Source organism: Collinsella sp. AF38-3AC, from assembly GCF_003474365.1.
Taxonomy (GTDB): domain Bacteria; phylum Actinomycetota; class Coriobacteriia; order Coriobacteriales; family Coriobacteriaceae; genus Collinsella.
Genome location: NZ_QROM01000026.1, coordinates 1 through 19741 on the forward strand (window position 1 = coordinate 1; position 19741 = coordinate 19741).

Below are 19741 nucleotides of genomic sequence, written 5' to 3' on the forward strand. Positions count from 1 at the left end.
GCACTTGTCGAGCAGGCTCATATCCTGACCCTCGTCGCGCATGACCTGCTCGATGGCGCTGTGCGCATCGGAGTAGTCCTTCGCATGCTCGCTTGTGGTATACGTGCTGTTGAGGTTGATGTAGACCGTATGCACTTCCTGCGTATCGCCGAGCGTATCGACGACCATGAAGTGAACGACCGATTGAAGCTTCGTGGGCGGGTTGTGGTACTGGTCGATACCCTCGCCGACGACTACGGTGCCGAGCATACGGTCGGTCCAGACGCGTGTCTCGTCCGCATTCACGGTCGTGATGCCCATCATGGCCGCAGACCACAGCCATACGGCATCGTCACCGCTGGCGATTTTCTCTGTGACCTCGATCGTATCATCGAACGAGAACTCCTTGACGAGGCGGGACCCGAGTGGCTTGCGGATCAGATGGACATTGAGACCGCACATCTTAGCAGAGCCGTTGCTGCCGCAGGCTGGTGCAGCGGAGCCGTCATTGTCCACATGGCCGCAGGAATAGACGGTATCCGTCCACTTGCCGTCGAGCGGGATAGAGCGGTAGCAGAGGTCATAGTTCTCCGCGAGCTCGCCGGTTAGCCAGATCTTCACCTCGGCGATAGGGGAGCCGCAGATTTCCTGACCGTCGGCGCCGATGACCCAGGTGGAGGAATCCCAAGGCCTCGCCGCATAGCAGATGGACCCGCCGAACTGCGAACCTTCCACATGGAGGGCGAGGTTGTAGATTGAATGCCCGCCGTGCGGGAAACCGATATGGCGGTGCGCAGGGGCCTCGGTCTGCTTTCCCCACGTGGAGACGAAGCAGTGGGCCATGATGACGGCATCGTCATCGCCGGGGATATCCACCACGTCGCGCGTCACGTACCAGCGGTACATGGGCTGCGGCGGGAGTTCCTTTCGATTCGTGACGTTATGGGCCCAACCGGAGGGGGTGAGGGTGGGGGTCTCATTGGAATCCGGCATAAAGCCGACACATTCTACCTCGTCGCCGATACGGGCGGTAGGCTTGCTATTCTTCACATAACCACGGCATCGGCCCTCTATGAGCTTCCACTGGGCATTCTTCTGGGAGCCCCACTCGCCCGGCTTAGCATAGCTGCAGACTCGGACCGCGCCGCGATTGCCGGTTGCTCCCGCCGTATCGAGGCGCTGACCGTCGGCATCGGAGGTGATGAAATAGCATTTATGGTTGGTTTCGCTGGTCTCAGCCGGCTCATGGCACACCCACCAGGAATTCTCCCTGCCGGAAGACTGGCGGATGTCGTAAATGACGGCGGTACCGGACTCCATGCTTCCGTTCTTCCATGCTTGGTTGACGTCGGCATGCCAGCGGTTGTTGAGGGTATGGACCAACTTTGGTCCGGCGAGATTCGCCAAGGCGAAGGTGAACGTCCCAACGCCGTCCTCCAGATAGGGCTTGAACATGAACAGCTGGTTGACGCCGTCGTAATCCTCCCAGAAGATCAGGGCGCGTTCGTTGTCATAATTTGTGATTGGATTTCCGCTGGCATCGTAGACGCCTTGGCCGAGATCGACGCGGGCATCGGGCATGGTGAGTGGCGCAAGCGAGAAGATGCCGCCATACAGCGTCACGTCGTTGTCGATTCGAATGGCCTCGGTATCGATATCGATGTCGCCCGTGACCTCGCGGAGGTCTTTTTCGTGGGCCGACGTGCCATCCCTGTTGTTCCTCATCACGTTTTTGACGTCGACCTCGGCTCGAAACGTGTTCACGGCCTCGTTGGCGCGGCGGCGCATGAACAGTTCCGGTTTTTTATACGAATAGTCATCGTACCCGACGATATACCAATGCCCGTTATTCTGGCTTACACCTAAGCCCGCTTCCGTATCGAGCATGTCTCCATGAAAAGTCGAAAGCCGGTTGTTGTTCAGGAAAAGCTGGCCGTCATTATCATCGGCATGGATGTTGTGCCACAGGCGGCCGTCATGTTGGCGGTTGATGTCCGCGCAGGCCATATAGGGGTGCGCCTTGATATGGTCGTACAACTCGTTCGAGTAGTCACACTCAACGAGCAGGCACAGGGAGTAGCCGAGCGCTTGGAGATTAGGGCTATTCCAGCCTTTGCCGTCCCACATATCGGCTGCAACCCAAGTAATCCATCCGTGTGCGAAGCCGCGGCCGTAGTTATTCGCACCCTGTGTTCGGTCTGGATGCGTAACGCAATGTGTGTAGCCGTTGGATGTGAAGCAGCCGCCGAAATAGTACGAATTCGGCTGCGGGCTGATGTGCTCACCGCGAAACCACAGTTCCTTTGCCATGGCAGACCGTGCAGGCACCGCGCCGAGGCCGGCAACGACCGCCAGCGCCGCGAACAACCCGCGGCGCGAGAAGGAAATGTCTTTATACAGGTCTTTTGCGAGATTCTTATCGTTGCCGTTACTCATCAGTATCCCCCAAGTCATTAGAAGCGGCAGTGTAATTCGAAATACCCAACACCGCGACCGCGGCGATAATCAGTTCGAGAAACGACTGCGTGTCCAAGCCGCGGTTGATGTTGATGACGGCGCCGGCGGCCTGAAGGCAGGCGATCACGATGCACGCCGCCTTGTTATTCCTCACTGCCGGCACGAGCAAAAGAAACCCCGTGAGCGGAAGCCATAGGGTATTGATGTTTAAAACGGAAATCATTCCCGAGATTCGTCCTTCGCCCAGGCGGCCGTCCGTGGCGAAATCGATGCCATGGGTGACATTTATAAAGAGGTACTCGGCACCCAACCCGATCGTCGGTAGCAGTCCGAAAAGGCTGGCCAGAAGCCCTCCCTCGAGGGCATCAGGGCTTGAGATATACCTTTTGAGATTGAACTTCATATCATCCTCCGCTAGCTTTGGCGATTATTCCTGAGGATACTCATTGCGCGATTGCCCCGCGCGGACTTGCCGCTGCGGCAACACCCGTGCCTTCCGCAACCTGCTGAAACTGCTAGAATGTGCTCGAAATAAGATTCACTTGGAGGAACTCGTTGATTTACATCCTCATGGCTGTAGTAGCCCTTTTGGCAATCGCCTATATCGTCTACCTTGTCCTCGACCTCATGTCCCGCAGAAAGTTTGCCGAACAGTACAGCACATGGGAGCCAGACCTCGACAGCTACTATAGGCAGGAGCTCGAGAGGGAGCAGCAGGCTAAAGACGAAAAGATCTGCGAGATGATGGAAAATTTGCTCAGGATGCAGGGGATGATATAGGGGGCAGATCCCTGCAAATCCGCCTACCGGCAGCCTGACTCCCTCACAAGCCCGACTTCCTCTGATAGCCCCGCCTCTACGCTTTTGGCTTCAAGCAATCCGTCTATTCCAATCTCATCTCGCTCGGCGACCTGTTCTGGCGTCATCTCGGGGAAATCCGCCCAGATCGCATCCTCATCCAACCCGAAGAACTCGGTCCCGCGTGCGAACCGCCCCGTATGGTGCCAGGACTTATATTCGAGATAGGTATCGGCCAACTGTGCCTTGGTCATAAACTCGATGTCTGGGTTGTAGGCAAGGTTGAAATCATCGCAGTATTCCTTGATGGCGGAGATGATCGCTTTGCGCGTCCAATTCGACATCGGCATCTCGCCCGATTCATATGTCGCCTGAACGCGGACGCTCATGGAGGTGCCCACATACCCGGACTGCCTGAAGCTCACGGCACCCATGGCTACCACTCCGTATCGTCGTACGAGTTCTGCCAGCTATCGTCGTATGAGTTGGAATATTCGTCCTCGAGGCGCTGATTGTACAGTGCCGCCTCGTCCTTCTTAAAGCAGATGAACTCATCGATCTGCGAGGACTCGTTGTCCCACTCGTCCCGCTCCCTGAGCTTCGGGTCGGGCCTCATGTATTCCATATAGCCGAGTGCCGACACGCCCGAGTACGGGCCGCCGCGACCGCTAAACAAATCGACAACGTCCTGCACTTCCTTATCGGAAAGGGAGCATTCCGTCCCCTCATACGGATCATAGCCCACGACGACGAAATCGCCGTACAGCACATCGGCTGGATCGCCCGCCACGACGGTGTTGCCGGTGAAAGGGGACTGGCGGTCATCGTCCGCCATCTCCTGGGTGGCCCAGATCGCGCGGTTGGCGGGGCAAGCCGCCCGCCCTTCGGCACTGACATAGACGCAGACCGCATCTCCCAAAGACTTATCGGGCAGCTCTTCGGAAACGTTGGTGATTCTCTCGCCGACAAGATCCTTGATGGCTGTGCCGCAGCTCCCGTTCTCATCGATTTGCAACTCAATCTCGCGGCATTCGGCGTTAACGGGCACCAGCACTGCGCGAATCTTATCCATCATCGATCACCGCCCTCAAGAGTGCCGCCGTCGATAGTCCCGATACCCTCATTGACCATCTCCGCCTCATCGCCCTTCGCTTCAGCAAGGTCATCGAGGCACAAATCCCCATCTAGCGCCCCTTGCGACCCAATCATCTTCTCGGCGGACTCGATGATGGCGCCGATGTCATAGATCTCATGGTCGTCGTTGTAGTAGAAGAGCTCCCCGACGTTGAGCTCGGGGTTGTTCACAACGACCTGCGCGAAGCGGTTCATGTCGGCGATGGACTCGCCCATGTCGAAATCATGCCAAGAGTATTCGCTGAACCGCCCGTGGAGCTCATAGTCAGACATGACGATATCGCCCGCTGCGACCCCCTCCATATCCGCTATGTCCTGAAGGGCACCGTCGAGTTCTCCTTCATCCATCGGCAGTGTCAACTGATGGGCGAGACTGGAGCCCCTCTCGGTCATGTCGCGGCTCTCGGCATAGATGACGATGCGGTCGGCCGCAAAATCACGGTCGCCCTCGAAAGCCGCTTGCTCGAGCTCATCCAAATCGAATTTCATCAAGTCGACCTCATTGGAGTTGCGGTCGAAATAGCCGCTATGCCCAAGACAGACGTCACCGCTCGCCGCGACGTCGACCTTGATGTTTCCGACCTTGCTCATCGTCCGCTCTCCTTATGCTCGAACTGCCTATCGCGGTCAGCCGTCCCCTCGGCCAAATCCGCCTCGGCCTGCTTCTCATCGCAAAGTTCATCCAGCCCGCGCTCGATGCCGCCCTTAGTCGGCTCCAAGCCAAGCGTGGAGCCGTCGATCTCGATTTCCGCGGCGCTGACGCGCCCATCGGCCGGCATCTCCGCCTGACCGCTCGCGATGGCTATCCCCTGTGCGCAGGTGTTCTCGATGCACTTGTGGCCGAATTCATGCGCGGACTCGTACAGCTCGGCAATGCTCGACTTGACCTCAGACATAGCTACTCCATCTCTCTAGTCATCTGATGTATCCCAGCGTACTTTTGAAGCCTCACATGGTCGGCAAAGGGGACGAAAGTAGCCTTCGCACCAAAAGAAAAGGGGAGGGGCGGCTATCCGTCCCTCCCCGCATCCAATGGCTATCGGCGATTAGCGCTGGACGTTCTGGGAGCTGCGGTCCTGAGAGCCGCTCTCGCGCTCATTGGCCTCGGCGGTCTTCTGTTCGCACAGCTCATCGAGACCGGTCTCCTGCTCTTGGGCGCGGTCATGGCTCTGGTGCTGCTCGCGGTACTCCGCACGGGCGGCCTCGACGGCATCAGAGAGCTTCTGCGGCTCCACGGACTCATCGTGGCGCTGACCGTCCTGATCGTACTTGAAGAGGCTCACGTTGCGGTCCGCATTGATGTAGACGCCCGTGCCCTTACCTGCCTCGATATCGGTCTTGTTCCACGGCTTCTGGAACGTGGTGAAGCTGAAGCCGGAGAGGTCCTTGCCATCGACCGTGGTGCCGCTCGGAAGGGTGCACTTGACGGCAGGCCAAGACTCGCCCTTGCCGTTGGAGATGGTATACGGCTCGCCGTTGGCCTTCTCGGTAGTCACCCATTTCGGGGGGAAATCGATACGGACCTTGCCCTTGTTCATGTTGTTCTGCTCGCTCATGGTTCCTCCATCACGCGAATTGATAACTTAACGACTAGCATGAAGCTCATGTGAGCGGCTGCATGCTAGGGGACAGAAGTAGCGTCTACCTAGGGATACCGTCCGTATCGCGCAGGTCATCCCCTTTTTGGCAGGTGCTGCCATCCTCGCCATACGTTTCGGCGAGGTCATCCAGACTCGCTTCTTCACCTTGGAAATCGTGACGGGTGCCTTGGACGTACTCGACCTCGGTCTTGATTTGATTCCAGGCGATAGTATCGAGATCGTAATATCCACCCGAGAACCTGACGTTTTCGTTGGCGTTGTCGCGGACTTCAAGGGCTTCATCGAGCGACAGGTTCGGATAGCATTCCTGGATGTCATTGGCGGATATGGAGAGGAAGACATTATCGATATCGACGCAAAGCACGTCGAATCGTTCCAACAGGTAATCCGCCGTGTCGGGCGAGGTCCCGCCATTATGCAGAGCCTCGTCCAGTGCGGCTTTCAGGTCGTCGAAAGAGTTGATTTCCAGATCCTCAGGCATGGCTATCGTCCTTCCTCATAATTGACGGATGCCGCATCGCTACGCCCAGTGCCGTTGGCGATGTCCGCTTCATTGAATTTGGACTCATACAGCTCGTCGAGACTGAATCCATCGTCTCCCTGCTCGACCTCAGCCTCAGCGCCGCGTTCCATATCGACGTCGGCTACCGCTTCGGTGGCAAGTTCCAGAGACTTGAAGTAGTCCTTGCCGAGCTTCGGGATGAAGCAGTCCTTCACAAGATAATCCGTTGCCTTGCTCGCACGCGTGGCAGCTTTCAGCAATTCACCGCCTGGGTCCTTAAGCTCCGAAGCCCAGCCCTTGAGGTAGGCGGCGGAGTTCGACATGGCATCGACTTCATCACCGGAAAGGGGCTTATCGTCATCAACGCCGCGGAGGTCAAGACCAATCGCATTCGCGGTGAATACGCTCGAAAGCTCTGCGATAAGCTCCTCGAAGGCATATTTCTGTCGATTCTGCTTGAGTCCGCACTGCTCGCGGTCGAGCCTGCTGGGATGTCCAGTAGAGTGACCCATCTCATGCAGCAGCGTGCGGCAGAAAGACTCAACGCTCGTGAACTGGTTGCGCTGCGGGACATAGACCTTGTCCGCCCCGGGCAGATAGAACGCCTCATCGTTCGGGGTCTCGATCACGGGGCAGGGCGATGCCTTGACGAGGCCATCGGCCACGCGGTCGGGCTCGATGGGCTTGAAGCATTCGACGGAGACGAGGTTTTCCGTATTCTCCATCTGCTCGGCATTGAACACCGTGAACGTTCCCACGCAGCGTGGCTCGGCCTTATACTCGGGATTTGCGAGAGCGATATCCCATTCCTCTTTGGTCTTGGGCTGCTTGAGGCGGGCGGTCGGATCCGTCCTGCTGACGAGCATGCGCTTCCAGCGCTCGATGGGGTAGCCGTGCGACCCCTTGATGATATGGCAGCCCTTATCCGATGCCATCTTGAACGTGGCGAATCGCGGGTCCCTGAATCCTCCGTCCCTCATGGCATACATGAGCATGGCGGTATTTCGCGGCCCGTAACCCTCGCCGGTAACGCCGTTCATGGGTGGGTGTGGAAACGACCATTCCTTGACCCAACGGGAGCCCTCGCGCTCCATGTCCGCGAGAAGCGCATCGAAAAGCGCCTGGCGGGCATCCGTCAGCTTCTCCGTCGGACTCTTTCCTTGATATTTGCCATAGGTTCTCTTGGCCATAGGTAGCTCCCATTCACACTCGGACAATCCATCTCGAACATAAACGCCTGGCGTGTCATCACCATGCTGGGGACACAAGTAGCCTTCTCCGCACACTTACATCGCTACGCTTCTACCGCGCTACACCGCTACATGTCAAACACCCGGCAAAGCAAACGGGACGTCCCCAAAAGACGTCCCGCAGTAAGACAGTTTGTTATTATTCTTATCCCTTAGCGTTCCCCGTTGGATACACTCATCTCGTCACCGATTTCGCCATTCCCAGCGACCTCGAGCTTCTGCTCCATCATCTCATCGAGAGATTCTCCAACTTCTGATTGTTCGAGCGTTTTCTCGCATGCCTTCGTAGCCTCGGAAAGAAACGTATCGAAGGACTCACCGATTAACGACTCGAACATTGACCCAATGACCTCTCGGCCGGCGCCGTCTGCCTCGGTATAGAGATTGAAAATCTCCGCCGCGACGCCTGTCTGCTCGAAATCGGCACGCTCCACCATATCCGCCAGTACCGTGTCCGCATCGGTCACTCCAGCACTTTCAAGGCCGTCGATCTTGTCCACGAGATTATCGATATGCTCAATCGCTTCGGTGCGCTCATCGGGATGGGTTTCTACAGGCGAGAATTCCATACTTGCTGCGGTCAGGTTCGAGTAATAGCTGCCATGCGACCAAGAACAAGTCTGCTCATCATATCCGTGCGCGATACAGAACTTGGCGACTGCGCTCGGCATGAAAAGCAGCGCGTCCTCACCATTATTCTGCAGGACGATATTGCCCTTTGTATCGATGGCTTCTAAAGCGTCAGCCATCTTCTGCTCTGGGTAAGAATTAGTCATGTTTCTCCTCCAACAGTCGAGAACGTCTTCTACGACCGATTATCGAAAACATTCCCAAACCGAAACCACCAGGGGACACAAGTAGCCTCCTCCGCATACCTACGCAGCTACGCGCCTACCGAGATATGCAGCTACACCGCTACATGCCAAACTCCCAGTAAGGCAAACGGGACGTCCCCAAAAGACGTCCCGCGGCAATGCAGCTTGTTATTATCCTTATCCCTTAGCGCTCCCCATTGGATACGCCCAAGTCCTCGCCGAGTTCGCTACCGTCCGCGGCCTCGACCTTCTGCTCCATCATCTCGTCAAGCGACTCGGTCGCACTATCAAGGGTTTTATCTTCATGACTGGAAGATTCCTGCGAAAGCGACTCCCTCAACTCGCCATACAGGCCGTTTTGCACGATAAGGGCAACTTCACGACCGCTGTCCCGCGGGCTGTCGCGCTGGAAGTAATTCATGACGTCCATCATCTCACCAACGGAGAGCGGCGCGTCTTCACCGGTAGCGGGATTGAAGCCTGTGACGACGATATTTCCGTAAAGTACGGACGTAGGCAGACTGGCAACCACGGGCTTGCCGTCGATTGCGGAATAGTAACCCTCTTGCTCCATGCGCTCAGTCGCATAGAAGGCACGATTGGGCTGACAGGTGTAAAGCCCCTCATCGTTGACATACATTGACAGATTGAACGGGAGAGCATCAGGGGGCAGGCTACCAGAAGCCTCATCGAACAAGCCTCCAACGAGATTCATAACCTCTTGCCCGCTGCCGATTTCAACGGCAACGGGGTCGAAACCCACGGGAACGAGTACGGCGCGATTTTTCCCAGAAGCGATTTCCGTCTCAACAGTGTCGAGTGAAGGGACATGCTCACCGAGGAATTCCTCGATTTCGGCACGGCAAACCTCAGCATTGCCCGCGTGGGTCAAATCGATGGGCGCATAGCGGACAAATAGCCGTACGACCGTACTGGGCAACTTATCCCCGAGCATTTGCTCAAACTGCCTGAACCCATCGAGGTCGTTATCTTCAAACAGCTCACCTGCGGCTTTCAAGAGTGTCTCTACCGAAACACCGTTCAACTCAGTCTCAAGGCTGAGCTTCTTCGGCACCTCCATGGTGAGACTACGCCAGCCGCCGGCAGAAGCAGAAGGCCATGCCATCGCGACGCGAACCGACTCGCCGCAATCCACCTGATATCCGATACCAGGGTATTGGTCTCCGCAAATAGAGGGGATTTTAGTGATTTGAGAACCCATCCGGCTCATCTCCTAAATCAAAGGGATTCATTTCCTCCCTCGATTCTCAAACCCCACCCATGCCGTCAGCCCACGCGGGACAGAAGTAGACAGCCCACTTAGCGCCCACCCTCACACCTACAAAAAACCTCGCCATACACCCAGCGAAACAAACGGGGCGCCCCAAATGAGCGCCCCGCAGCAAAGCGGCTTGTTATTATTCTTCTTAACCCTTAGAACCAGCATCCGCATCCAGTTCATCGCCCTCATCGTCATCCAGGCGAACAGGCTCGCTGGCCCCGAACCCGAGCATCGTCCAAAACACAAAACCGAAGATGGCAAGCCCGATCGTGTATCCCGCGTCCTTCCCGAACGTACGGGACATATCGTTCAGCACGATGATATTCATCACGAGCTGGGCCAATGCAAGCAACCAGCCGACCGTATCGACCCAGCAAAACACCCACGAGCAAATCAGTACGATTAAGTACGCCATGAGAAACGTCTTGCTCTCGTCGCCGCGATGCACGCGCTCGCACAGCTTGTAGTCGGCAAAGACCGGGACAATCGAATACCAGCCCGGCATCCCGAGCTTCCCATAGACCTTCCATTTGCCGGCGATGGGTACGAGCCAGATAAACACCAGCAAGACAACGAGAAGAACGAGCAGAGCCGATTCAATAGCATCGAGCATCTGAAACCCCTTTCCTACAGGCTGCCCATAGCCTGGATAGCCGACATGGCCGCAGGCGACAGAAGCACGCCGAACAGGGCGGGGAAAATCAGGAAGATGATCGGGATGAGCATCTTGGTGCCGATCTTGTTGATTTCCTCCTCCAGCTTCTGCCTGCGATACGTACGCACCGTCTGCGCTTGGTTCTCGAGCACCTCGACGAACTCGGCTCCGGTCTGTCGTGCCTGGATAAGCGAGGCCACGAAGATGGTGAGCGGCTGCACGCCGGCATTAGAGGCGAACTGCTTGAGCGCATCGGTGATATCCATGAAGCGGGCGTTGGCGAGGACGTCGCGGAAGCCCTCGGCGAGTGCTCCCTCGGAGTTCTCGGCCACCGTGCGCACGGCATCGTCGAACGTTGAGCCTGCGGCCATCGAGATGGACATGAGGTCGAGCGCATTGGGCAGCTCGCGCTCGATGTTGTTGCGCCATTCGCGGCGCTTCTGGAGCAGGTAGAGCTCGGGCAGGATATACCCGACCATGCCGCCCAGACCGCCAGCCGCGACGGTCGCAAGTCCGTTCAGCTTGGTGCCGATAAGCACGCCGACCATGATGCCGACGGCGATGCAGATGATCTTGGAGGCCCAGAACATCAGCGCCGAGATTTTAAGGCCCGAGCGTTTGATTGCATCTCGCTGGCGCTCCTCCTGTTCACGCGACATGGCACCGAAGAGGGCAGACCCCTGGAACGGCTGGCCGAACTTGAAGCGGTCCTGCATCTCCTCGCTGCGCTGCTTGAGCGTCTTTTGGTTGAGGTTTCGCACCTCGATGCCGAATTTCTTCTGCACCGCCAGCGTGGTGCTGAGACCCGCCGCGAGCGACCCCGCGCCGATAAGGCCGATAGTTGTTCCGTCTACGATCATATGAACCACTCCTAGTCGGTCTTGATGTCGAGCATCTTGTTGGCGATGAAATAGCCGAGGACCTCGAGCAGGCCGCAGATGCCGATGACGACCAGTCCCATGGCGCTCGAATAGAACTCGCGGTACATGTCGTTGCCGATATAGAAGACAAGTCCCAGCGCGGGCGGCACGCAGACCATGAGGATGGCCGTGAAGCGAGCCTGCGAGGTGCGGGAACGGACCATCTGCCGCATCTCGCAGCGCTGCTGGATGGTGCTGCCAACCGAGTCGACGACATCCGCCAGCGAGCCGCCGGTTCGCATCTGGGCACGGACGGCCGAGGCGAACAGCTTGAGATCGGCGGAGTTGTTTCGCTCGGCCAGCTTGTCGAGAGCCTTATCCACGGGCATGCCGCGGTCCATATCGCGACGGAGCTGTTCGAACTCGCTCTTGATGGGCTCGTCCATGTTCTCCGCGACGGGGCGGATTGCTTGCGACAGCATCGCGCCGCCACGAAGGTTTGCCGAGATGAGCGGCATGGTCTGACCCAGAAGCTCCTCGAATCGCTTCTCGCTGTGCTTCTTCTTGGCAGACAGGAAGAAGAGCGGCAGGAAGGCTCCGAGTGCCGCGAGCAGCATGACGACGAGCGCGTTCATGCCCATGACGATACCGAGCAGGGGCGGCACCGCCGTGCAAGCCGCCCAGATGCTCATGAACTCGTTGAGGGAGAACTTCACGCCGCTGCCCTCGATATGCTGGCGGGCGACCTCGCGCAGCTCGGCGAGGATGCTGGACGACCTTTTCCTAGCCTTGGGCTCCTCTTCGCCCTCATGGTAGACGTTGCGGCGCTCGGAGAGGACGCGCAGCTGCCTGGAGACGAGAAGCGCCATGACGCACAGCGTCAGCACCGCGATGATCAAGGTATACGTGACACCGTAGAAGAAATAGGTGACTACGGTCTGGTCCATTGCTACCACAACCCTCCGTTATCGAACCAGCTGGACTTGATCTCGACTCCGTTGGAATAGAAGCGCTCCTTGTGGTCCTCGGAGACGATGCGCGAACCGGTGGGGCGGAACTCGCCCCTGATGCGCCCGCTGGAATCGATGCCGGTTTTCTGGAACTTCATGATGGAGCCGACGGTAGGCACATTGCCCTGCATGCCGCAGACCTCGCAGATGTTGTTGACGCGGCGGCTGCCGTCGGGGAGACGCTTGATCTCGACCACGAAGTCGACGGCCTCGGTGATGATCTTCATGATGGCATTGGGGGGCATGTTCGCGCCTGCTCGGCTCATCTGCACGAGGTTTTGCAGGCGGTCGAGGGCGGCGCGGGGATTGTTCGCGTGCGTTGTCGTGAGCGAGCCGTCATGGCCCGAGTTCATGGCCTGGAGCATGTCGAACGCCTCCGGTCCTCGGCACTCGCCGACGACGATGCGGTCGGGGCGCTGGCGCAGCGTGTTGATGACCAGCTGCTGGAGCGTGATCTCGCCCTTGCCCTCGTTGTTGGCGGGGCGGGACTGGAGCGACAGGACGTGGCTCTTCGCCAAGTTGAGCTCGGCGGTGTCCTCGACCGTGATGATGCGCTGGCCGTCGGGGATGAAGTTGGAGAGCGCGTTGAGCAGTGTGGTCTTGCCCGAGCCGGTGCCGCCCTCGATGACGATGTTCATGCGTGCGAGGACGAGTGCCTGCAGGAAGTCCGCCATGTTCTCGTCCATGGATCCGTTGGCGATAAGCGATTCGGGCGTGAGGGCGTCGTTGCGGAACTTACGGACGTCGAGCGTCCAATGTTTTGCGATACCGAAGGCCACGGCGTTGACGCGGCTGCCGTCGAACGGCGCCCCCGTGCGATGCAGCATGCAGTCGCAAAGCGGGCTCTGGTTGTCGCACCTACGCCCGTCCGAGGAGACGATTCGTGCGATAGTTCTCTGGACATGCTCCTCATCGAAGAAATGAACGTCCGAGAGCGTGATTTTGCCGCGGCGCTCGACCATGACCTGATCGGGCGAGTTGACCATGATTTCCGACACTTCCGGGTCCCAGAGCAACTCCTCGATGGGGCCGAGCTGGAACAGGTCGTCCACGACGAACTTGGCCGCCTGGCGCTTCACGTCCTCATCCGCGTCCTCGAAGGTCGGCGAGCGGCTGACGTATGCGAGAGCGCGGTCTTGCAGGCGCTCGATGCCGTCGGATACCTCGCCGACCAAGGCCACCTGATTCTGCAGGTCGTTGGCACACCGCGTCATGACCTCGGCGACGGCGTTGTCATACATTTTATCGAGCATGCCTACTCCTCGGTCGTGGCATCGTCCGCGTCCTCGGCGATTGCGGAATCGGATTTGCTATCGGATTGCGCATCGAGCGCGTCGGGATCGGAATCGTCTTTCGGGTTCTCGCTGAGCGGCTGCGCGGCAAGGCTGATGGAGTCGGCGGTGCCGAGCTCGGAAAGCTGCTCGGGGGTCAGCTCGAGGGTGACGGTCGAGTAGCCGGCGTTGGAGGAGGAGCCGTCGGAACTCTGGAGCGTGGCGTCGGTGGCGAGCACTTTGACGTTCTGGTAGGCGACGGTCTGCTGCGTGGTACCGTTACCGGACTTGAAGGTGGCGGTCACGGTCACGTAATCGCCCGGCTTGAGCAGCGGCGACATGCTGGCCGCGGCATCGAGCGAGAAGGTACGCGCGACATGGCCGGAAGCGAGGGCGAGCGAGATGGACGATGGGTTGGAGGAACCCTGGACGGTACCCATGGAGATGGGAACGCCGGCCGTCAAATCGCCGACGGGGGCCTTGCCGATAAGGTCGGACTTGCTCGACCCATCGGCAGCATCGGCAGGGACGTAGCGCTTGGGAACCTGCGTCTCCTCGAGCATGTCGGCGGTGATGGGGGTTCCCGCCTTGATGGTCTCCTTGGGCACGACGATCTCGATCATGTCCGCCTGGCTTTTGGCGACCGTATCCTGTGCGACGGTGAACTCCACGGCCGCAAACGCCAGAGAGCCGACCGCGACCGCAGCGCACGCACCGCAGAGCCACGAAAGCTGGCGGCGGCGCATCTCGGGGGTCACAATCTTAGATGCGGGGTCTTTCTCCTTCTTGCGTCCGAATACGCCGCGACCCTTTTTCTTCTTGACGTCCTCGCCGTCCACGGGAAGCTCGGCGGGATCCTTATCCTTCTTGTTGAACATGGTGTTCCTTTCCGGCGCCGTGAGCGCCTGTCTCATCGCTTATGGCTCCAGTACTCACGAGAGCTCCGCGAGTCCCTTGTCTATTGCATCGCTCAGTGCCTCGGAGATATCCGAAGTGGCGTCGAGCGTCGTATAGGTTTCCTGACCTACCGCCTTATCTGCGGACTTAACCAGCTTGCAGCCATGGCCAGCGGTGTTTTGCCGCCAGACCTCGGTAGACGAATAGGGGTTGATGGTGAAGATGATGGTGTTCTTGACGGGAACAGAGCCGAAACCGAACGTCTGGGCGAATACGCACTTGTAGGTGCCGGTGACCGTGACCTCGACGCCGATAAGCCTGTTCATGCTACCGGCCTTTGCCGCGGACACCTCCCACGAGGTCACGCTAACCTCGGAACCCTCGAGGTCGCTGAGGTTTTCCGCCAAAGACGAGTAGACCACCTCATCGAGAGCGCGGGTCGAGTCCGTGTCGTCGAACTTGATTTCGTTGCATCGGGACAGGGCGGCTTCCTTTGCGATCTCGATCGCATCGTTTTGACGCTGGGATTTCCACCATCCGCCCGATGCGTCGATTGCCAACCCCAAAACCATGATGAGAACGGCTGCGACCAAGACGAACATGACGAGCGCCTGCCCGCGCGTGCAACCTTTGCTGAGTCGATTCAACTAAGCCACCTCCCAGCGGCGCTCGACGGTAAAGCTCTGCTTGACGGATCGGCGGTAGGCGATGCCGTTTTTTCCCGCCAAACCGATACCCCGACCGAGATGCACGGTGATATCGGCCGTGATATCCAGATACGAGGCCGCCGTCGTCTTCAACTCGCTACCGAGCTGAACGGCCGTGCTGTTGCCGAGGTCGGTGCTGCTCGCATCCTCGAGATGGATCTCAGCAGAGTTGACCTCGATATCGTCCTCGGAAAGCCCCGAGGCTTTCGCAACGCAGCTCTTCACGACCCGCTTGGCGTCCATGGACTCCCAACCATCGGGGAGCTCGTCGGCCATATGCGATACCTGGTAGTCGAAGGAGGACTTCTGGAAGGTGACCAGGCCGAAACTCAGCACGGCCATCATCAAAAGGACGAGCCAGATTCCCGCAAAGGCGAACTCTACGGTGGTCTGCCCGCGAAGTCGATGGAATCTCATCGCAGGACACCTTCTTCCGATGCGCTGCCCACCACGGTCGCCGTGGCGGTTGCGGTATTTCCATCGCCGAAAAGCGAGGGCAGGAAAGTCTTGATGGTCTTCTTGCAGGTGAACGCTTTTTTCTCCGTGACAGTCTTCACGTCGGCAGTTTTCCAGCCTCCGCTTTGCTTGACGTGCATCGTATAGTCGCTCTCCGTGGTGCCTGCGGCCTCCGCGCTGAACGAGAACTCGACGCCCTCGGTTCCCTTGACGCATTCGAGTACATGCGCCTTTACGTCCGCATCGGATGCATCGGGGCGTTTCGTGTAGAAGGCCGCTGCCTCGGTCGCTGCCGTGCGCACGCACATGGCGCTGCGGTAATAGGCCGCACCGTCCAGCAGGACGAACAGCATGATGATGAGCAGCGGTGCGCACAGGACGAACTCCACGAGAGACTGCCCCCTACATCGATGGCTAATTGAATAACGTTTCATGGCATCACGCAGCTAGGACGAAAGCGAGGGCAGGCAGGAAGGCGAGGGGAGCGAAAGGCAGCGCGGTATCCGATTTCCTGATTTTGAGTACGGCGAGCGTGACGGAGCATTCGGCAAGCAAGACCAGGCACGCAGCCAGAAGGGCGTTTGAGCTGTACGCAGCTGATGCCCCGACCGCCCCGAGCAAAAGGACATCGCCTAAGCCGAAGGCCTCTTTCCCGCAGACCATCTCCGCACCGCAGGCGGCCAAATACAAGATCACGGCAAGACAGACCCCTTGTGCGAGCCTCTGCGGCATATCCGCGCCGCCACCCATGAGAAGCCCGAAAAGGGCGAGAAAGGCGATGGAGTAGAGGTCGATACGGCGGTACCTGAAATCATTGACGCAGATACTGATGAACGTGGCGACCCAGAAGCCGAAGGCGGGCTCTGTCAAGGCGCTGGCGATGGCGCCGGCGGCGATGCCGCCGACAAGGCCGACTCCCAGCAGCCAATCCGAGCAGCCCGTATCGAAACGGCCGTCTTCGCGGCCGCCCCAGAACTTATAGGATTTCTCGATACCCACGAGGTCATCATCGCTGAAATCGCAGGCGGAGCGGGCGGCGCGGGCAACAGAAGGGCTGACAAGCCCCTTGAATGCCCCGTCGCGGATCTCCTCGACCCACTCGGCGTCTGCCTCAAGACCGTTATCGATGGCTTGGATTTGCTCGGCGTCGACTTCCTCGGCATCCCGTTTCTTCGCCGCGAGGGAGATGACGGCTCCGGCGAGGATGAACGCCGCTCCGATACCTCCTATTACTCCATTGATTGCGGTCATAGGGTCTCCTGTCAGTCTCTGTCTAAAAAAGAAAAGGCACCGGCCGTCTTTGGGAAACGGACGGTGCCGAAAAACACAAGCAGCTCAGCTACTAGGCACCGAAACCGGTACCGGTGCCGGTGGTCAGGGTGTCGGCGATCTTGTTGAACTGATTGCGGATGGCTCCTGCGACGGCGGGGCCGGCGAAGACGACGACGAGCGAGATCACGGCGATGATCAGGACGTACTCGATGAGGCCCTGACCGGACAGCTCGCCGGCCTTGGCGGCGCGGAAATCACGCACGAGCTTGCTCTTGATCTGGTTCTTGGCGACCACGGCGTGGGCGCAGGCGGAGTTGATGAAATCCATTGGAGTGTTCCTCTCTAGCGGAGATAAATAAGGCAAATCTGCCCGATGGGCGAGACGAACCGCCCCGCCCATCGGGCATAGACGAAGTCTTGGCGACTAGGCACCGAAGCCGGCAGTGGTACCGGTGTTCAGGGTGGTGGCAATCTTGTTGAACTGATTGCGGATGGCGCCTGCGACGGCGGGGCCGGCGAAGACGACGACGAGCGAGATCACGGCGATGATCAGGACGTACTCGATGAGGCCCTGACCGGACAGCTCGCCGGCCTTGGCGGCGCGGAAATCACGCACGAGCTTGCTCTTGATCTGGTTCTTGGCGACCACGGCGTGGGCGCAGGCGGAGTTGATGAAATCCATTGGAGTGTTCCTCTCTAGCGGAGATAAATAAGGCAAATCTGCCCGATGGGCGAGACGAACCGCCCCGCCCATCGGGCATAGACGAAGTCTTGGCGACTAGGCACCGAAGCCGGCAGTGGTACCGGTGTTCAGGGTGGTGGCAATCTTGTTGAACTGATTGCGGATGGCTCCTGCGACGGCGGGGCCGGCGAAGACGACGACGAGCGAGATCACGGCGATGATCAGGACGTACTCGATGAGGCCCTGACCGGACAGCTCGCCGGCCTTGGCGGCGCGGAAATCACGCACGAGCTTGCTCTTGATCTGGTTCTTGGCGACCACGGCGTGGGCGCAGGCGGAGTTGACGAAATCCATTGGATGAATCCTCTCATTAGAGAACGACAGAAAGCGAGGGGCGCGCTCCCTCGGCGAACATAATCGAACTCCGTCAAGCAGAAAATAATGTCGTGCCGCAGCGGCAATCACATTCCTCCATACCTTGGTGGTTTTGCAGAAAAGACCGGTAGGCAGGCCAATAAAAAACGGTCAACCGTATCGGCCGACCGTTAAATACCACCTATGGATTCAGTTCATGCTATGCGGGCTTAAGACCCTGCCCCTTATCGCGTGACTCAAGAAACGCCTTCATAAGCGCTTTGGCGCTTGCGAGGTCGGAGCAGATACCGACGAGAGGGCAGTCTTTTGGATTCCTTTTGATCGAGATGTACGGCAACCCGCTTTTGTTGACGAGGACGAAATACTTCTTCACAAGATCGCTTCCTATTTATAGAGACTGATGCCGCCCATATCGGGGTCGCACCCGCCGCGCGAACGCCCCGCATCGACCTCGCGGACTTGATTCGACTGAACTGCGCCTGCATATTCTTTACGAGGTCGATGCAAGGGGGGCCTGAACTCATCGAGTGAGACGTCCAGCGCCGTGGCGATTTTCTCGATGTTCGTGAACGAGGTCATCCTGCGACCCGTCAGAAGGCGAGTGATCACGTTCTTCGACACCCCCGAGGCCTCCGAGAGCGAGCTCTGGTTCATACCCTTTTTCCGCATGATTCGCCAGATACGGACCCCGAGTTCCTTGTCCCCGGATTCGATATCACGGCCTGCAACGGGTTCCCTGCGGGCAATGTCTTTATAGGTGTTCATGGGCATCCATCCGATAGATCGAGATGTTGTTACGCATGAGAACTTAACCCAGCAGACCGTAAAACATAAGTAGGGTCATTCTGACCCCAGTTCAGTATGATTTCTAGCGATGCACGAAAAAACAGAGTCTGCGACCTACAGCATCAAATCGAACCCGCTCTCACCGAGTCTCTGACGCATGTTCCCGATTCGCATCTCGTTGTGCACACCGCTCTCATCGATGACGGTACTCATGCCTCCGAAGCCAGGGATGACCGTCTTGGTCTTTCCTGTGGTCAAGTCGAATCTCTGGTTGCCGATTTGTTGTTCGAAATGCAGTTGGCCATCCGAACCGATAACCTGTTGATACATAGCCGAATCCTCCTAATCCATGTACTTGTTTCCCTTGCCGCAGTTGCAGTCCTCGCAAAGGGTCTGGAGGTTGTCCATCACCGACTTGCCTCCGCGCGACACGGGAACGATATGGTCGACATGGAGCTTCACGCCGTCCGCGCGACCGCGCCCGCACCGGACGCAACGGAACCCGTCACGGCGCAGGACGTCGTATCGCATCGCACGGGTAACCTTCGCATGCTCCGCATCGTTCGCCATGCGGCGGTCTTGATATTCCTGCCGCCGCTTCTCCCGCTTTTTCTCACGCTCACGCTCGCGCTGGGCCTTCTTATGCTCGCGCCAGAACATATCGAACACGGTCTCTATGCCGAACGCTACGATGGCGAGCGTGAAGAACGGCATCAAGGCATCGATTACTTGATCCATGTCTATCCTTTCGGTAAGTTGGGTCCTGCCACGTCCAACATACCGAACCCCAATGCCCACCCATAACGCACTGCCGCTGCGGCATCGCCGAGGAGGCATCACCAAAAGAAAAGCCCGCGCAGGATTACGCGGGCTTTTAGGCAAGAGTTTAGAAACAGAAAGCGGGGCAGATGCAAAAAGTGTCTGAAGCGTTTCCATTAACCTGAGGATTGCC

28 protein-coding genes are annotated in these 19741 nt (G+C 58.4%); 1 reads left to right on the plus strand and 27 read right to left on the minus strand.

Annotation, left to right across the window (positions count from 1 at the left end):
- Together DW029_RS10610 and DW029_RS10615 are read right to left on the minus strand one after the other, a co-directional pair.
- On the minus strand, positions 1-2415 hold a 2415-nt coding region (locus DW029_RS10610; RefSeq protein WP_118346054.1), incomplete at its 3' end, for a hypothetical protein.
- The gene (locus tag DW029_RS10615) at positions 2408-2839 is read right to left on the minus strand and encodes a hypothetical protein (RefSeq protein WP_118346055.1); all 432 of its coding nucleotides are present in this window, start codon (positions 2837-2839) and stop codon (positions 2408-2410) included. The genes DW029_RS10615 and DW029_RS10610, both read right to left, overlap by 8 nt.
- Before the next feature lie 152 nt (positions 2840-2991).
- On the opposite strand from DW029_RS10615, the gene DW029_RS10620 reads away from it, so the two are divergent.
- Positions 2992-3216: a hypothetical protein gene (locus DW029_RS10620; protein WP_118346056.1), complete on the plus strand. Its 225-nt coding sequence runs from the start codon at positions 2992-2994 to the stop codon at positions 3214-3216.
- A 23-nt stretch (positions 3217-3239) separates the two neighbouring features.
- Here DW029_RS10620 and DW029_RS10625 read toward each other — a convergent pair whose 3' ends face one another.
- The 25 genes from DW029_RS10625 to DW029_RS10740 form a co-directional block, all read right to left on the minus strand.
- On the minus strand, positions 3240-3668 hold the full coding sequence (locus tag DW029_RS10625; protein WP_118346057.1) for a hypothetical protein: 429 nt from the start codon (positions 3666-3668) through the stop codon (positions 3240-3242).
- Positions 3669-3670: 2 nt separating this feature from the next.
- Positions 3671-4309 (minus strand): DUF3846 domain-containing protein, encoded by a 639-nt coding sequence (locus DW029_RS10630; protein WP_118346058.1) that lies wholly within the window; start codon positions 4307-4309, stop codon positions 3671-3673.
- Positions 4306-4959 carry a hypothetical protein gene (locus tag DW029_RS10635; RefSeq protein WP_118346059.1) on the minus strand — a complete coding sequence of 218 codons (654 nt, stop codon included), beginning with the start codon at positions 4957-4959 and terminating at the stop codon, positions 4306-4308. Before DW029_RS10635 ends, DW029_RS10630 begins: the two co-directional genes overlap by 4 nt.
- On the minus strand, positions 4956-5264 hold the full coding sequence (locus DW029_RS10640) for a hypothetical protein (RefSeq protein ID WP_118346060.1): 309 nt from the start codon (positions 5262-5264) through the stop codon (positions 4956-4958). Before DW029_RS10640 ends, DW029_RS10635 begins: the two co-directional genes overlap by 4 nt.
- A gap of 150 nt (positions 5265-5414) precedes the next feature.
- Positions 5415-5924: a hypothetical protein gene (locus DW029_RS10645; protein ID WP_118346061.1), complete on the minus strand. Its 510-nt coding sequence runs from the start codon at positions 5922-5924 to the stop codon at positions 5415-5417.
- Positions 5925-6009: 85 nt separating this feature from the next.
- On the minus strand, positions 6010-6450 hold the full coding sequence (locus tag DW029_RS10650) for a hypothetical protein (protein ID WP_118346062.1): 441 nt from the start codon (positions 6448-6450) through the stop codon (positions 6010-6012).
- 2 nt (positions 6451-6452) lie between these two features.
- Positions 6453-7661, minus strand: a complete 1209-nt coding sequence (locus DW029_RS10655; protein WP_118346063.1) for an ArdC family protein — start codon at positions 7659-7661, stop codon at positions 6453-6455.
- Positions 7662-7873: 212 nt separating this feature from the next.
- Entirely contained in the window at positions 7874-8497 is a 624-nt protein-coding gene (locus tag DW029_RS10660; protein WP_118346064.1) for a hypothetical protein, read from the minus strand.
- Positions 8498-8720: 223 nt separating this feature from the next.
- Positions 8721-9758 (minus strand): DUF3846 domain-containing protein, encoded by a 1038-nt coding sequence (locus DW029_RS10665; RefSeq protein WP_158572673.1) that lies wholly within the window; start codon positions 9756-9758, stop codon positions 8721-8723.
- Between the two features lie 205 nt (positions 9759-9963).
- Positions 9964-10431, minus strand: coding sequence for a DUF5684 domain-containing protein (locus DW029_RS10670; protein WP_118346068.1), 468 nt, complete (start codon positions 10429-10431; stop codon positions 9964-9966).
- Between the two features lie 14 nt (positions 10432-10445).
- Positions 10446-11333 (minus strand): type II secretion system F family protein, encoded by an 888-nt coding sequence (locus DW029_RS10675; protein ID WP_117843407.1) that lies wholly within the window; start codon positions 11331-11333, stop codon positions 10446-10448.
- Positions 11334-11344: 11 nt separating this feature from the next.
- Complete coding sequence (locus DW029_RS10680; protein ID WP_118346070.1) at positions 11345-12280, minus strand: type II secretion system F family protein; 936 nt, start codon at positions 12278-12280, stop codon at positions 11345-11347.
- A gap of 2 nt (positions 12281-12282) precedes the next feature.
- Positions 12283-13596, minus strand: coding sequence for a CpaF family protein (locus DW029_RS10685; RefSeq protein WP_118346072.1), 1314 nt, complete (start codon positions 13594-13596; stop codon positions 12283-12285).
- A gap of 2 nt (positions 13597-13598) precedes the next feature.
- Entirely contained in the window at positions 13599-14492 is an 894-nt protein-coding gene (cpaB, locus tag DW029_RS10690; RefSeq protein ID WP_158572674.1) for a Flp pilus assembly protein CpaB, read from the minus strand.
- A gap of 54 nt (positions 14493-14546) precedes the next feature.
- Entirely contained in the window at positions 14547-15158 is a 612-nt protein-coding gene (locus DW029_RS10695; protein WP_118346077.1) for a TadE/TadG family type IV pilus assembly protein, read from the minus strand.
- Positions 15159-15635 carry a TadE family protein gene (locus DW029_RS10700; RefSeq protein WP_158572675.1) on the minus strand — a complete coding sequence of 159 codons (477 nt, stop codon included), beginning with the start codon at positions 15633-15635 and terminating at the stop codon, positions 15159-15161.
- On the minus strand, positions 15632-16063 hold the full coding sequence (locus tag DW029_RS10705) for a TadE family protein (protein WP_158572676.1): 432 nt from the start codon (positions 16061-16063) through the stop codon (positions 15632-15634). Before DW029_RS10705 ends, DW029_RS10700 begins: the two co-directional genes overlap by 4 nt.
- Before the next feature lie 49 nt (positions 16064-16112).
- Positions 16113-16925, minus strand: coding sequence for a prepilin peptidase (locus tag DW029_RS10710; RefSeq protein ID WP_118346085.1), 813 nt, complete (start codon positions 16923-16925; stop codon positions 16113-16115).
- Positions 16926-17016: 91 nt separating this feature from the next.
- Complete coding sequence (locus DW029_RS10715; protein WP_118346088.1) at positions 17017-17274, minus strand: Flp family type IVb pilin; 258 nt, start codon at positions 17272-17274, stop codon at positions 17017-17019.
- A 96-nt stretch (positions 17275-17370) separates the two neighbouring features.
- Positions 17371-17628: a Flp family type IVb pilin gene (locus tag DW029_RS10720; protein ID WP_118346091.1), complete on the minus strand. Its 258-nt coding sequence runs from the start codon at positions 17626-17628 to the stop codon at positions 17371-17373.
- A 96-nt stretch (positions 17629-17724) separates the two neighbouring features.
- Positions 17725-17982, minus strand: a complete 258-nt coding sequence (locus DW029_RS10725; RefSeq protein WP_199582675.1) for a Flp family type IVb pilin — start codon at positions 17980-17982, stop codon at positions 17725-17727.
- A gap of 220 nt (positions 17983-18202) precedes the next feature.
- Entirely contained in the window at positions 18203-18376 is a 174-nt protein-coding gene (locus DW029_RS11565) for a hypothetical protein (protein ID WP_199582677.1), read from the minus strand.
- 11 nt (positions 18377-18387) lie between these two features.
- Positions 18388-18768 carry a helix-turn-helix domain-containing protein gene (locus tag DW029_RS10730; protein WP_158572677.1) on the minus strand — a complete coding sequence of 127 codons (381 nt, stop codon included), beginning with the start codon at positions 18766-18768 and terminating at the stop codon, positions 18388-18390.
- Positions 18769-18903: 135 nt separating this feature from the next.
- Complete coding sequence (locus DW029_RS10735) at positions 18904-19119, minus strand: hypothetical protein (RefSeq protein WP_118346097.1); 216 nt, start codon at positions 19117-19119, stop codon at positions 18904-18906.
- A 12-nt stretch (positions 19120-19131) separates the two neighbouring features.
- The gene (locus DW029_RS10740; protein WP_118346100.1) at positions 19132-19527 is read right to left on the minus strand and encodes an HNH endonuclease; all 396 of its coding nucleotides are present in this window, start codon (positions 19525-19527) and stop codon (positions 19132-19134) included.
- Between the last annotated feature and the right edge of the window lie 214 nt (positions 19528-19741).